The organism is Desulfuromonadaceae bacterium, from assembly GCA_019429445.1.
Taxonomy (GTDB): Bacteria; Desulfobacterota; Desulfuromonadia; order Desulfuromonadales; family JAHYIW01; genus JAHYIW01.
Genome location: JAHYIW010000015.1, coordinates 1 through 14,592, shown reverse-complemented (window position 1 = coordinate 14,592; position 14,592 = coordinate 1). Strand labels below are relative to the sequence as shown.

The 14,592-nt window shown below is 55.4% G+C and carries 11 protein-coding genes, 1 tRNA gene and 1 pseudogene; 4 read left to right on the top strand and 9 right to left on the bottom strand.

Going from position 1 to position 14,592, the window contains the following annotated elements; translation table 11 throughout:
* Positions 1-15 precede the first annotated feature (15 nt).
* From K0A93_07645 to aroF, 3 genes are all read right to left on the bottom strand, one after another.
* Complete coding sequence (locus tag K0A93_07645; GenBank protein ID MBW6511973.1) at positions 16-1,185, bottom strand: phosphoglycerate dehydrogenase; 1,170 nt, start codon at positions 1,183-1,185, stop codon at positions 16-18.
* Between the two features lie 166 nt (positions 1,186-1,351).
* Complete coding sequence (locus K0A93_07640) at positions 1,352-2,710, bottom strand: DUF1015 domain-containing protein (GenBank protein MBW6511972.1); 1,359 nt, start codon at positions 2,708-2,710, stop codon at positions 1,352-1,354.
* Positions 2,711-2,811: 101 nt separating this feature from the next.
* Entirely contained in the window at positions 2,812-3,831 is a 1,020-nt protein-coding gene (gene aroF / locus K0A93_07635; GenBank protein ID MBW6511971.1) for a 3-deoxy-7-phosphoheptulonate synthase, read from the bottom strand.
* 420 nt (positions 3,832-4,251) lie between these two features.
* Between aroF and K0A93_07630 the strand changes: the two genes are divergently transcribed.
* A tRNA-Phe gene (locus K0A93_07630) sits at positions 4,252-4,327 on the top strand.
* 71 nt (positions 4,328-4,398) lie between these two features.
* Complete coding sequence (locus tag K0A93_07625) at positions 4,399-7,701, top strand: DEAD/DEAH box helicase (GenBank protein ID MBW6511970.1); 3,303 nt, start codon at positions 4,399-4,401, stop codon at positions 7,699-7,701.
* Positions 7,702-7,870: 169 nt separating this feature from the next.
* Here the strand turns inward: K0A93_07625 and K0A93_07620 are convergent, their stop codons facing one another.
* The 3 genes from K0A93_07620 to K0A93_07610 all read right to left on the bottom strand — a co-directional run bounded on the left by K0A93_07620 (position 7,871) and on the right by K0A93_07610 (position 11,663).
* On the bottom strand, positions 7,871-8,218 hold the full coding sequence (locus tag K0A93_07620) for a hypothetical protein (GenBank protein MBW6511969.1): 348 nt from the start codon (positions 8,216-8,218) through the stop codon (positions 7,871-7,873).
* A gap of 150 nt (positions 8,219-8,368) precedes the next feature.
* Positions 8,369-10,408 carry a UvrD-helicase domain-containing protein gene (locus K0A93_07615; GenBank protein ID MBW6511968.1) on the bottom strand — a complete coding sequence of 680 codons (2,040 nt, stop codon included), beginning with the start codon at positions 10,406-10,408 and terminating at the stop codon, positions 8,369-8,371.
* A gap of 310 nt (positions 10,409-10,718) precedes the next feature.
* Positions 10,719-11,663, bottom strand: coding sequence for a TIGR01212 family radical SAM protein (locus K0A93_07610; protein MBW6511967.1), 945 nt, complete (start codon positions 11,661-11,663; stop codon positions 10,719-10,721).
* A gap of 106 nt (positions 11,664-11,769) precedes the next feature.
* Between K0A93_07610 and K0A93_07605 the strand changes: the two genes are divergently transcribed.
* A complete protein-coding gene (locus K0A93_07605) occupies positions 11,770-11,979 on the top strand; it encodes a hypothetical protein (GenBank protein ID MBW6511966.1) in 210 nt (69 codons plus the stop codon).
* 20 nt (positions 11,980-11,999) lie between these two features.
* Here the strand turns inward: K0A93_07605 and K0A93_07600 are convergent, their stop codons facing one another.
* Both K0A93_07600 and K0A93_07595 read right to left on the bottom strand, forming a co-directional pair.
* Positions 12,000-12,710 carry a J domain-containing protein gene (locus K0A93_07600; GenBank protein ID MBW6511965.1) on the bottom strand — a complete coding sequence of 237 codons (711 nt, stop codon included), beginning with the start codon at positions 12,708-12,710 and terminating at the stop codon, positions 12,000-12,002.
* A 48-nt stretch (positions 12,711-12,758) separates the two neighbouring features.
* Positions 12,759-13,613: a response regulator gene (locus K0A93_07595; protein MBW6511964.1), complete on the bottom strand. Its 855-nt coding sequence runs from the start codon at positions 13,611-13,613 to the stop codon at positions 12,759-12,761.
* 151 nt (positions 13,614-13,764) lie between these two features.
* Between K0A93_07595 and K0A93_07590 the strand changes: the two are divergent.
* Positions 13,765-14,138, top strand: a pseudogene (locus tag K0A93_07590) (response regulator).
* Positions 14,139-14,237: 99 nt separating this feature from the next.
* Here K0A93_07590 and K0A93_07585 read toward each other — a convergent pair.
* Positions 14,238-14,435: a twin-arginine translocase TatA/TatE family subunit gene (locus tag K0A93_07585; GenBank protein MBW6511963.1), complete on the bottom strand. Its 198-nt coding sequence runs from the start codon at positions 14,433-14,435 to the stop codon at positions 14,238-14,240.
* Between the last annotated feature and the right edge of the window lie 157 nt (positions 14,436-14,592).

The window sequence follows — 14,592 nt, the reverse complement described above, 5'->3', positions numbered from 1 at the left end:
TCAAAATTGATGTATTTACAGCGCACGAACGTTAATAACGCCTGCTATCGCGGTCAGCTTTTTCACCACCTCTGCCGAGGCAGGGACTTCAATATCGATCAGGTTATAAGCAATATCGCCGCGACTTTTATTAATCATATCGAGCACATTGATACTTTGGTCAGCAAGAACCGACAGCACCTGCCCGAGCATTTTTGGAACATGCCTGTTGCTAATCGCCAGACGATACTGGCCATTACGCTCCAGCATCGTATTGGGGAAATTGACCGAATTGCGGATGTTGCCATTTTCAAGAAAATCGCTGAGCTGGTCAGCGATCATGATCGCACAATTTTCCTCCGCCTCTTCGGTGCTGGCGCCAAGATGAGGGATCAGCACCACCTTGGGGTGCCCGATCAGCTCAACCATCGGGAAGTCGGTCAGATACTGGCTGATCCTGCCGCTCTCCAGCCCGGCGAGAATCGCTTCGGCATCGACAACCTTTTCCCGCGACAGATTGATCAGCACCGCGCCGTTTTTGAAACTGTCGATCAACTCCTTGTTGATCAGGTTGCGCGTCGCTTCCAGCACCGGCAGGTGAAGGGTCACAAAATCGGATTTGGCAAGGAGCGACTGCATGTTCTCCATCCGCTGCACATCGCGTGACAGCCGCCAGGCCGCTTCGACCGACAGCGCCGGATCGTAACCGAGGACATTCATACCGAGCATCAGCCCGGTTTCCGCCACCAGTGAACCGATCGCGCCGAGCCCGACAACGCCGAGGGTTTTCCCTTTGAGCTCTGTTCCGCCATAGGTTTTTTTGCCCCCTTCGACCAGCTTGTGCAGCTCCTCGGCACCCTTCCCTGGCCCCTCACGCCGAACAAACTCGATCGCCCCGACAATGTCGCGCGCGGCGAGGAGCATCGTGGCGATGGCCAGTTCCTTGACCGCGTTGGCGTTGGCACCGGGCGCATTGAAGACGACAATGCCGCGCGCGGAGCAGTTTTCAACCGGGATATTGTTGACCCCGGCACCAGCCCGGCCAATCGCCTTGATCGACGCACCGATATCCTCCGCTGCCAGGACGTGGCTACGCAGCATGATCGCATCGGGCGTACCGATCTCGCTGGCGATTTCGTATTTATCGCGCGGAAAACGGTCAAGCCCCTTCACCGAGATCTGGTTGCGGGTCATGATCTTGTACATGGCAAAACCTCCTCGTTAACTGTATTTAATACACCAGTAAGTACGACAAATAAAAAACCGCCTGGACGGTTACCGTCGACCAGGCGGTTCAATGGCGAAAGGACATGCTGCTCACCATCAATGCGAGTTCATCGTGAGACGGGTCAACAGAGCGTTTTTACACCTTTTACTGATCGATGTCAACGGATTCCCCGCCGCAGACAATCGCCCGGCATTCGAGATAAAAGCGCTTCTCATCCGCTTCCCCCATGGAAAAGGTTTTGCGCGGCAACGCGCCATCGAGGACGATGGTTTTAAAGAGCTCGTGCTTCGAAATCGCCGGCAGCCAGAACCCCGCATTGCCGGTCTTACCGCCGAGTTCGGCGACGGTCTCATCGCCATGAATATAATCGATCCGCGCCTTGGTGGCAGGCAGATAGACGTCGAGAAACCCTTGCAAGGTCGCGACCACCAGATTGAAACGCGGTGCGCTGATTTCAATGACGCCCTGCTGTGCTCCGATCACAAAGGGGATACGATGTACCCCGGCGCTCGGCGGCAACGCGAGCTCCTTTTGCACATCAGCCACCTGACGCAGAGCAAAGTCTTCACAGCGGTCGGCATAGTAACGCTCCATCGCCGCCAACAGATCATTGCCGTCCACATTGAACAGTACCCGGTGAATCGCCTCGAATTCGAGGCCGGGATCGTGAACGTTGACCAGCTCGACCAGGGCATAGCGGGCCGGGTGGTTCATGATCGCAGCAAGATCGGACACCTGCGCCTTGAGCCGCTCCCAGATCGCCTTGGCGGTAGCAAAGGAGTGGTTGCCGTCTCCCATGGCGTAGAGCATCACCGGTTTGTCGCTGACCCCGTAACGGGCATTGAATGCCGCTGGCGTCGCCAATGCGGCAAGCCGTGCGGCAACCTGCTCAATATCCGCAGCAGCCGAGACGCGCCAGCCGCGCACCCGACCACCGTCGGCCATCAGCTCAACATCATAAACCTCTTCCAGCTCCTTGGCGAAGAGCGGTTCGATCACCGTCAGCTGCGGATCGTCGATCAGCACCATGATATGGGGCAGCTCAATCGGTGCATTTTCGCGCACCTTGATGCGCGGCGGCAGACGATCGACAATCGTCCCCTCCGTTGCCCGAATCAGGGTGGTTGCCCCCGCGTTATAGTCGTATTGTTCCAGGTCGAGTGCCACCATCAGCCCCTTGCGTGACGGCACCTGGGTTGTCGCCCGGTCGACCAGAATGAACCCGGCCCCCTGATCAAGAAGAATCTTTTCATCAAGATAACGCCGCATTGCGGCATTGATTCGCTGCACCCGCAGCTCACCGTCGTCATCTTCGAGATAGACTTCGGGGAAAATCAGTTCCAGCGTTGACGGTGCATCACCGATATGGCGAGCGACCTTGTCCCAATATTCCGGCTGTGAGGTATATTGGTCACAGGCAATCACCGCCCAGCGATTCAGATCAATCCCGTTGCGCGGCAGCAGAATGTGCGGTGCCTGGAGGGCAATCTTTTCAAAGACCATTGGCTCTCTCCCTGTCCGGTCGCCAGCGACCGGCTATTTGATCAGTTGCAGATGATTTAGCGGCCCAGCCGGTGTGGCTGTGTTCTGTAGCGTCCCGGTCGTTAAAGTTTGCGTCCGGCGACCACGGCGTATTCGCGCAGCTTCGCCATCACCAGGGCAAAATCCTCCGGCCGCAACGATTGCGGGCCATCACACGAGGCCAGCTCCGGATGGGGGTGGACTTCGATAATCAACCCGTCGGCCCCGGCGGCGACGGCGGCATAGGACATCGGTGCAACCAGGCTGGCGTGGCCGGTGGCATGGGATGGATCGATGATCACCGGCAGGTGCGACAGCTCCTTGAGGACCGGCACGGCAGAAATATCGAGGGTGTTGCGGGTGGCGGTCTCAAAGGTGCGGATGCCGCGCTCGCAGAGCACCACCCGCTGGTTCCCCTCGGAGAGGATATATTCGGCACTCATTAGAAATTCCTGAATCGTCGTCGACATGCCGCGTTTGAGCAGCACCGGTTTACCGAGCTGACCGAGCATCTTGAGCAGCGCAAAGTTCTGCACGTTGCGCGCACCAACCTGCATGATATCGGCATAACGTCCCACCAGCTCGACATCGCGCGGATTCACCACTTCGGTCACAATCGGCAAGCCGGTGGCGCTACGTACCCGATCGAGCAGCTTGAGCCCTTCTTCTTCGAGCCCCTGAAAGGAGTAGGGGCTGCTGCGCGGCTTGAACGCGCCGCCGCGCAGGACCGTCGCCCCGGCCGCCTTGACCGCAATGGCGGCGGACAGGAGTTGTTCTTCACTTTCGACCGCGCACGGTCCGGCCATCACCACCAGATTGTCGCCGCCGATGATGACGCCAGGTGCCAGTTCAAAACAGCTCGGCTCGGCCCGGATCTCGCGGCTGGCAAGTTTGAACGGTTTAAGGATCGGCACCACGTTCTCGACGCCGGGGAGGACTTCGAGCGATTGCAGGATTTCCTTGCCGCGTTCGTCGCCGACCGCGCCGACGACGTTGCGTGTTTCTCCATGAATCACATGGGACTGGTAGCCCAGCTCACTGATCCGTTTTTCGACTTCGGCCAGTTGTGCGTCGCTGGCCCCTTTTTTCATGACGATAATCATTTTTCACTCCTCGTTGCGCGCGCCCGGCAAGTTTTTAATGGCCGACCCTGTTGTTCCCAAAGTCGATTTCGTGGCGCGGCCAAACGAAAAAACCATGGGAAAAACGCAAACGGTCTGCCCATGGTTTTGGTGATGCGACGTGATCAAGCCCCTACGTCGATATACCGGTACCTCGGACAGACGGCCTAAAATAAAAGCCGCGCCAAAAAAAGGTAAATCCGCTAAATCGGGCGTCGTTACGGGGCATGGATCGTGCGCTCCACAAGGATCACTGGTGTCGTTAGTACATAGCAAAAGCACTCAAAAATGGCAAGACGGAAAATTCCGCGCTGGGGATCGGCAAAGATTTCCGCCAATCGCCAGCGCTTCACGAAGTTTTTGCTTGACACTCACAGGCGCTTTAGCTATAAAACGTCCTCCGCCCAGATAGCTCAGTCGGTAGAGCAGAGGACTGAAAATCCTCGTGTCGGCAGTTCGATTCTGTCTCTGGGCACCATAAGAATCAAGGGGGTTACGTTAATGACGTAGCCCCTTTTTCTTTAATCTCTTCCGGCCGGGATATCTTTAATGCCTTTCAATTTAACACGAAATGAAATCCTGATCACCTGTGGCGCGTCCTATTTCGGTCGGGGACGAAGTTATCAAGCGGCAGGCCGGGTTGAGTCACTGGAGTGGGATGAAATCGGGCAGGTCCTCTTTGCCGAAGTCGCGGGGAGTGGCCGAAATCTTTATCAGCAGGAAATCTTTTTTCCACCACCCACCAATCACGACCGGTTCGTGGGCGATTGTTCCTGTCCGGTCAGCTTCAATTGCAAACATGTGGTCGCCGCCTTGCTGGAGTGGCTCGAACTGCGCAACCAGATCACTGATCCCGCATCCGAAACGGACGCTGGACACTCGTCTTTACAACGCTGGCAAGAAGAAACCGTGCAGCGACTGCAAAATGAGCAGGCCTCCCAGGATGCTGCACCGGGCGAACCTTGCCTGCTTTATCTGCTGCAACTCCTTGGGCGCGAATCCTCTCAGGCCATTTCCGTGCAGACGTTCAAGAGCCGTCGTCTCAAAAGAGGGGGGTGGGGGAAAACATCCAGTTACCCTCTGGCGCAAGCAAGACAATACCATTACTACACTCCCGCTGAAATCGCACCGCTTGATGTTGAAATCGCCCAGTTGCTGACCCAAAACGTCTTTACGCAGACATTGCCCACCCTGCACGGTGATACCGGAGTGCTGGTACTCAAGCGCCTTTTACAAAGTGGCCGCTGCTTTTTTCAATCGACTGAAAACCCGCCTTTGCGTTGTGGCCGCAACCGGACCGCCACTTTTCGCTGGCATAAAAATGATCAGGATAAAACCCAGCTCGATATCAACCTTGACGGTATTGGCCACGCCTGGGTACCGATTCCGACGACTCCGCCCTGGTACCTTGATCCCGTAACCCACCAGTGCGGGATCATTGACCAGCCGCTCCCGGCGGCGCTCTATCATTCACTGCACAAGCTCCCCCCGGTTGCCGCCGAACAGTTAAGGGGACTCAGTTATTTCCTGCTGGAAAAACTTCCGCCAGAGACCATTCCGCTGCCCATTGAAATAAAGATAAAGTGTTGGGAGCACCCCCCCGTTCCGACCTTGATCCTGCGCTCCGCGATCGGCCCGACCGGCGGTCGCCACCATCTGGCCCGGCTGCGCTTCACTTATGGACCGATCAGCGTCCCCCCCTTGCAGTCAGCGGAAAATGGTTCCCGTCTCATTCGCCATCAGGATGAAGACTGGAGCATCACCTGTCATCCTCGAATCGAAAAGGATGCGTACGACACCCTCGTCCGCCATGATCTGTGCCCGGCACCGCCACTGCTTTGTGAGCAGGGCGAAGATGATTTTTATTTCGCCACGGAAACCCTGGCAGCGTCAGCGCTGGCTTGGCGGCAACTGATTGACGATATTCCCGTGCTGGAGAACGAGGGCTGGAAGGTCGAGATCGATGACAGCTTTCAACTCACTTTCGAAACCGTGTCGACCCTTCAGGCGGATATCGATGATGGTGACATCGGTTGGTTCGAGATCGGCTTGAATATTGAGCATAATGGTCAAAAATTCCCGTTGCTGCCGCTGTTGACACAGTGGCTTGAGAGTAATGCAACGGAACAGTCCCTGATGTACCATCTGGGCGGCAATAACTGGCTGGAAGTTCCCGCCTCGGTACTGGAACCGGTCGTCACCACGTTGGTCGAACTCTTTCAAGACCCGCAACTCAATAACGACGGACAGCTGAAACTCCCCCGCCCCCAGGCCCACGGTTTGCTCGACCTCGAAGACATGTTGGCGGTCGGCGGCCAGCGGCTGGACTGGCAAGGGGGCAAAAAACTTCGCCAACTGGCGGAAAAAATGCGCAATTTTAAAGGAATTGAACTCCTCGACCCGCCCGTGGGCCTCAATGCCGAGCTACGCAACTATCAGCGCCAGGGGCTCTCGTGGCTCCAGTTTTTACGTGAATACAGCTTTAATGGTATTCTCGCCGACGATATGGGGCTGGGCAAAACCATTCAGGCACTGGCTCATCTGCAACGTGAAAAAGAGGCGGGGCGGCTTGATCGCCCCGCCCTGATCGTTGCCCCGACCAGCGTCATCAGTAACTGGCAACGTGAAGCCGCGCGCTTCACCCCCGAGCTCAAAACACTGGCGTTGCACGGTCTCAACCGTAACGTGCATTTCGACCGGTTGGACGACTACGATCTGATCATTACCAGTTATACGCTGCTCAACCGTGATCTGAAACAACACCTCAAGCGTGACTATCACAGCCTGATCCTCGATGAAGCCCAGGCGATCAAGAACCCGAATGCGAAAGCCGCTCAGGCCGCGTGCGAAATCAAAGCCAGCCATCGCCTCTGCCTCACCGGCACCCCGCTGGAGAACCATCTCGGTGAGCTCTGGTCGCTCTTTCATTTTCTGATGCCCGGTTTCCTTGGTGATCAGCAGCAATTCAATAAACTCTTTCGCACCCCGATTGAGAAACACCGCGACCATGAACGGCAACAGCTGCTGCAAAAGCGCCTGGTTCCATTTATCTTGCGCCGTGACAAGGGGGAAGTCGTACAGGAATTGCCATCCAAAACGCTGATAGTACGCGAGGTCGAGCTGAACGGGGCACAAGCCAAACTTTACGAAACGCTGCGGATCGCCATGACCGTGCGGATCGACAAATTACTGCAAACGCAAGGGATGAACCGCAGTCATATCCAGATTCTCGACGCCCTGCTAAAATTGCGGCAGGTCTGCTGCGACCCCCGGCTGGTGAAGCTCGAAAGTGCGCGCAGCGTCAAGCATTCCGCCAAGCTGGAGCTGTTGATGGAGATGGTCACGGAGCTGCTGGCGGAGGGGCGCAAGATCCTCATCTTCTCCCAGTTCACGTCCATGCTCAGGCTGATTGAGGATGAACTGAACGCCAGCGCTATCAGCTATAGCAAACTGACCGGTCGCACCCGCAAGCGCGACGCAGCGATTGCCACCTTTCAGAATGGAGACGTGCCGCTCTTCCTGATCAGCCTCAAGGCCGGCGGTGTAGGACTCAACCTGACTGCCGCCGATACGGTCATTCATTACGATCCCTGGTGGAATCCGGCGGTGGAGAATCAAGCGACTGACCGGGCGCACCGCATCGGTCAGGAGAAACCGGTTTTCGTCTACAAGCTGGTTGCCAGTGGCACGGTTGAAGAGAAGATTTTGCAACTCCAGGAGAAGAAAGGCGCTTTGGCAAGAGGGGTTTTCCAGCCGCGGGATCAGGCGGAGGAGTTGCCGGGGATGAGTGCCGAGGACCTTTTGGAGTTGTTAAAGCCGGTGGGGACAACGGTTTCTGGCGAAGCAGATTAAACAGGGCTTGCTGAACAATTAATTTACCTCGGGCCCTGGCTCAGGATACACTTTGAACTGAAGCCTGCCCCCTCCGCCAGTGGCACATGCACCAGCCCCCGCTTGACACAGAAACACCCCGGCGATTTTCACTCGCCCCGCCCTCACCCAGCCAAAGTGCTTACACCTGTCAGTGCTTCAAGGCGTGCGGCGCACCGCAACTCACACACACGAAAGCCGATTTGTCCTGTTCTTCGGCGCTCGCCTCACTATATTGGTCATGCACGGTGTTGTTGGCACCGCAGGACACACACACAAACGCAGACTTCCCTTGCAGCTCGGCGGTTGCCACGGTGAATCGATCATGGACCGTGTTCCTGGTTCCGCAGCTGCGACACACAAACGCCGATCGCTCTTGCAGCTCGACGGACGCTTCGCTGAAGCGGTCGTGAAGCCGATGCTCGGTTCCACAGGACGAACACGCAAACGCCGATTTTTCTTGAAGCTCACTCGTCGCCTCGGTGAATCGATCTGTCATGACAATGCTCCTTTCTTGCCCCTCTTCGTTGTGCCATTGCTGATTCAAAGGTTTAAAAACACCCACTCCCTGATTAGATTATATCACGCACAACTACTTTTTCGGGGATTGTCCAGAAAATTTGTCGAAATTGCGTTCGCGAGGCAACTTCTAATCAAGAAGCCCTTGTATCCCCGAGAAAAAATCGTTCGCTAACTTGTTTTTTTCTTCTTCCGTCGATTCGGGAGGGGTTTCACTGGACACCTCGTTCAGTAATTCAGCTGGAATTTCTTCAAGGAAACGGCTCGGGATGCGCTCTTCAAATTTGCCGTATTTTTTGCGCCGGAACGTGTTGGTCAGAATCAGTTGCCGTTGGGCGCGGGTGATGCCGACATAACAGAGTCGTCGTTCTTCATCGACATCGAGAGCGTCGCTGATAATCTTTTTGTGTGGCAGAAATTCTTCTTCGAGTCCCGCCAGAAAGACGATAGGGAATTCGAGTCCTTTGCTTGAATGCAGACTCATTAACACCACCGCGTCCTGCTTCAGCTTCGACTCCTTGTCGCTCGGCCGCGGTTCGTCCCGATCCCCCAGTGACACCTTTTCAAGAAAATCGGCAAGGGATATCTGCCCTTCACGTTCTTCATAAGCAGCCATCGCATTGATGACCTCGGCGATATTTTCGCAGCGTTTGAGTGCCTGTGCCCGATCTGTCGCAGCACCATAAACTTCCTCTTCCAGTCGCAACTCTTTCAGCAGGGCGCGCAGGGTGTCGGTCAGGGCAACCTTTTTGCCGAACCGTTCCCCGAAGCGTTTTTGCATGGCGGTAAATTCGGCGAGTGCGTTGGCACAGCGCTCCCCGACCAACGCTGGCAATCCGTCACCAGTCAACACATCCCAAAGCGGGCAACCCCGCTCGGCAGAGGCTCTGATCAGTTTTTCGACGGAGCTTTCGCCGATGCCGCGTTTTGGATAGTTAAGAATCCGCAGCAACGCCACCTCATTACGGGTGTTGTCGATCAGCTGCAGATAGGCAAGGACATCACGGACTTCCTTGCGGTCAAAGAATTGTTGTCCGCCGATCAATACATAGGGGATATTTTCGTAGCGCAACTGTTCTTCGAACGCCCGTGACTGGGCGTTGGTTCGGTAGAGAATGGCAAAATCACTATAGGCGCACTTGCGCTTGAATCGTTCGCCATGGATCCGCTCGACGATCGTCCGCGCTTCATCCTCATCGTCCTCGCAACGCAGGTAATCGATCAGCGGGCCACTCCCGTCCGCCGTCCAGAGGGCTTTATCCTTGCGCTGGCGATTGTGTTTGATCACTGCATTTGCGGCATTGAGAATAGTGCCGCTGGAGCGATAATTCTGTTCCAGTTTGATCAACCGGGCGGTGGGGAAATCTTTTTCGAAATCGAGGATATTTTCCGGTTCAGCGCCACGCCACCCGTAAATCGACTGGTCATCATCGCCAACGACACAGAGATTCCCTCCCGCATCACAGAGCAACTGAAGTAAACGGTACTGGGCGGTATTGGTATCCTGATATTCATCGACCATCAGATAGCGAAACCGCTGCCGGTAATGGTCGCGCAGATCCGTGTGTTCGGTCAGCAGCTGCACGGTCAACATCAGAATATCATCGAAGTCGACGGCGTTATAGGCCCTCAGCGCCTGCTGGTAACGGGTATAGACATCGGTCAGCAGCAGTTCACTTTCGTTGTTGTTGCGGGCACGCAGGCGCTCCGGAGGAACCAGCTTGTTCTTCGCTTCGGAAATCTTCCACTGGATTTGATCCGGCTCAAACCCCTTCCCCCCGTGAACTGAAGCATTGACCAGTTCACGAATCTTCGCGCGTTGATCCCCCGCACCATAGATCGAAAAGTTTTTTTTGTAGCCGAGGCGTTCGATGTGTTCGCGCAAAATACGCATCCCCAACGAATGAAAAGTGGAGATGATCGCCCCCTTGCAGGCTTTGGTACCGACCTGCGCACGAACCCGTTCCTGCATTTCACGGGAGGCCTTGTTGGTAAACGTTACCGCCAGAATGTGCTCTGCCGGGACGTTCAGCTCTTGCAGAAGATAAGCAATACGACTGGTAATAACGCGGGTTTTCCCCGAACCGGCACCCGCCAGCAACAGCAACGGGCCTTCGGTGTGCTGCACAGCGGCACGCTGTTGGGGGTTGAGTAAACTGAGCTTCATGATCATCCGTTAGTGTAAAAAGGGCTGTTCACTCTGGCGAGTGCTTGATCGAGCGAGCGGCGTAGAGTAGCAGAAATGAGGAAAGCTCTCAAGGAATCAAAATGGTGACAGAAATATTTTAATCCAGCTTGTCACGTGACAGAGATTCTGCTACCTTGCGCCCCATGTTTCGTTTTACTGTGATCATTATCGGAGTTCTCTGGGGAGCGCTGGTGCTAATTTCGTGGAGCAGCCCGGTCCTCCTCCCGGCTCCGGTCGAGCACGTTACACCCTCTGCCCGGAACTCCTGACACGGTTAGGCGTCTGTTCGGCGTTAGCCCTCTTCGGAATTGGCGGTCGCAAATCGGCACTCTGCTCCCTGCCGTGAATCCCGCCGCACAAACTCGGCATTGATGGCGTTGATCACTTCCCATTTATTCAACGACCACAGCGGTGCCAGCAACAACTCGCGGGGCCCATCGCCAGTCAGGCGGTGGATCAGGGTGGCGGGATGCAGCCGTTCGATGAAGTCAACCGCGAGCTGTACATAGGCCTCCTGCGCCAGCACTTCGATGTCCCCCGCCGTATAAAGATCACCCAGGAGCGTGCCGCGTAATACATGGAGCAAGTGGATCTTGATCCCGTCAACGTTGAGTCGCGCCATTTCGTCGGCGGTGGCGAGGATCTCGGCGCGACTTTCTCCCGGCAGCCCGAGAATCACATGGACACACACCCGCAGACCATGTGCTTTTGCTGCTTGATAAGCGCGCAGAAAGGTCGCATAGTCATGTCCGCGACGGATAAAATCGAGCGAGCTGTCATGACTGCTCTGAAGGCCGAGCTCCAGCCAGAAATAGGTGCGCCGGGCATATTCCGCCAGCAGATCAAGAACTTCGGGAGGAAGGCAATCGGGGCGGGTGCCGACCGCGAGTCCGACAATGTCCGCAACCGTGAGGGCCTCATCATAGAGGACACGCAGCTCTGCCGGTGGTGCCCAGGTATTGGAAAATGGTTGAAAATAGGCCAGAAATTTACGCGCTTTGGTCTTGCGCCCCAGCATCACCTCGCGGCCGCATTCAAGCTGTTCCCGTACCGACCGGCCACGCTCGATCCCGACCGCACCGGAACCATCAGGGGCACAGAAGATACAGCCGGACCGATCCCGGCCAGCACGTCGATTCGGGCAACCGAATCCGGCATCAACAGAAATCTTGTACACTCGTTCACCAAAGGTTTCTTTAAGGTGATCGGAAAAAAGCAGGTAGGGTTTTTCAGGCATGGCGGCACTATGCCACGAGTCATCTGACGGAGCAAGCCCTCCCCGTACTATTTCCGCAAGCGCGGGGAATTATTATCGAACCAACGGTTAATTTGAGGAGAGACCGATGACGGACCAACCCGACAACGACCCGAACCCGTCCGGCGGCGATCAAGAGAAGCCCTCACGTTTCGCCGATCTGGAAGTACTCCAGCAGGAGGTTGATCGTCGATTGCGCGACAACCGGCGTTTTCTCGATCGATTTCTGGATGAAGATTTCGTTGACGAAGATGACCGGATCGAGGACGAAGGGGATGCCGATTTTGAGGAGTTGTAGCTTCGCTACGGATGCGGCGGTCAGTCGGCGGTGCGATATTGCCAATTGTGCAGCCGATATTCGGCCAATAGCAGCTCCAGTTCTGCGTGACAGAAACAGCCCCGTTCGACCAGCAACTCCCCCAAACGGGTCTGTTGGGAACGCTGGTACATCAGCAGGGTTTTTACCTGGCGCGGGCTCAGCAGATTAAGTCCCACCGCCCTTTCCCCGATCCGCATAAAAACTTTCCCCGGCGCGACCAGACGTTGCGCGGCGTCCTCATTCAGCCACCCCCATCGCAACGCGATGCTTCCGAAGTTCGGTCGCTGGCGACGCTGAAAAAAAAGGGCTTCATGCAGGGTCTGAAAACTGACCTTGCCCCGATAAAACAGATAACGACCGAATTCCAGCGGCTTTGGCGGCAGCGGCCCGGAATAATAATGTCCCGTTCGCGCAGGGGTGGGTGTTCCGGTCGCAGGTTGCGCGGCACTTTCAGCGGCAGGAAGCTTTGCTGCCTGGCCATGATCACGCTCTTTAAGATAGGCATCGAGCAGACGGTATGCTTCGTTCACCTGGCGAAAGCGGTGCGTTGCGCGCTGCCGGTCAGCAGTGTCCGCCACGGGCAACATGTCCGGGTGGGTCTCCCGGGCACACCGGCGATATGCCGCTTTTGCTCCGCCCGGCTGCAGGTAATCGAGAAAGTCGGCCGACAAAACAACATCCGCACCAAAGAGCGTACGACATGCAATCAAGGTTTCATTTAATCCGGGAAAATTCAAGGCAAGACCTTTACGGGGCGATCAGTAGAGTCGATACTGGTGATCGTAAAAATGAAACGCTCGCTTGACGCGAGATTGAATCGTCGCCTTGGAAAACGGCTTCATAATAACGTCAAAAAAACCTTTTTCAAAGGCCGTTCGTTCCTCTTCAGGACTTTTTACCTTGCCGATCATCAATATGATTGGCGTATGCCTGAGTTCGGGGATGGCCAGTGCTGCGCTGAGCAATCCGTAACCGTTGAGCTTCGGCATTTCCATGTCGGTAATCACCACATGCGGATTATCGGCGATGATAATCTTGAAGGCCTCCATCCCATCGCTGGCCAGAAGTACGCGATATTTCTGCTCCTCAAGGAAATCCTTCAACATCGTCCGGACGAGTTCGTCATCATCCACAACCAGCACGGTTCTTGTCTCGGAACGATGTGGCTCCCGATGTAAATAATGGCGGCTGATCTCCGCACGAATCTCATCCTTGGTCGCAACGTAGGGAACGACGCGCAGACCGGTCGCGTGTTCGACTGCGGCAATGGTCCTGGTGTCGGTGGGATCAATCATCGCCAGCGCCAATCGCTCAGTGTCCCGTTTTAGTGGAAAAATCATACAGCGCATCGCCTGCTCCACCGGAATCAGGTGCAGCAACTGCGTATCAATACCGATATGTTCGAGGTGATCTATCGTCTTGACGCCGTATTGATCCGCCAGGGCATGCGCCAACTCGCTGCCGGTGATCAAGCCGAGGTCTTCCAGTACCTCGCCGAACCTGCGTTCGAGGTGAAACGCCTGTTTCAAAACCCGATCAACAGAAACCTGTGAGAGCAGCTTGTTTTCGACAAAAATCTCACCAAGCTTCTTTGGTTTTCTGTGATTAATCATCATCACACCTCGGCTGAATTCTACCCACGGTCGCGGTCAGTTGTCAACGAACAGCACACAAAATTAGTTTTTAATAAAATAGAAACCACGGTTATAGCATTAGTGAAAACAGGCAATTATTTAACCGAAAAATGCTCAACAGGGGAAGCACATGGAAGCCAAGAGGGTGGTAGTGATCGACGATAGCGAGGTTGTGTTGGCAATGTCTCCGAGATTCTCGGCGGAGCGGGCTGTGAAGTATTGACCTCCGAATCGCGCATTGACGCCAACCGACATATTTATTCTTCGCGCAAACCAGACCTGATCTTGGTCGAGTTCATGATGCCTTTGCTGCAAGGGGATAAAAAGGTGAAGCTGATCAAGCAGCGGGGAAATAACCGTGACATCCCGATCTTGTTGATGTCAAGCAAGTCGATCGATGAGTTGCAACGGCTGGTCGAATCATCCGGCGCCGACGGTTATATCCAAAAACCGTTCTCGCCGGCCGCGCTGGTCAATCAGGTGTGCAATGCCGTTGCCCACTAACCACTCTTCCCGGCGTCGGCGCGCCATGCACCCCGCCGGACGCATAAAAAAACCCGCACCAGAGGGTTGCGGGTTTTTTGAACAAAGCTGAAAATTATTTCATACGTCTTTATTCTCTTTATCGTCTTTTATTTCCTTGGCATCTTCTAGCGTCTCCTGTTCATCCTTGACCCCCTGCTTGAAGTTACGCAACCCCTTGCCAAGGGCACTGCCAACCTGCGGAAGTTTCCCCGCTCCAAAGACGATCATGACCAGAACCAGGATGATAAGCAGTTCTTGTGTGCCGAGACCAAACATAGTGTATCGCTCCTTCAACTTGGGAAGCTGTAGGGTACACCGGTTGAAAAAAAAGTGCAATATATAGATGACGAAACAAAATCAGGGCCTGTGTCAGCTACCGCTGATTCATATCGCGCCATTCAGCTTTGGAAATTATCACCTGCTCGTTGCTTAA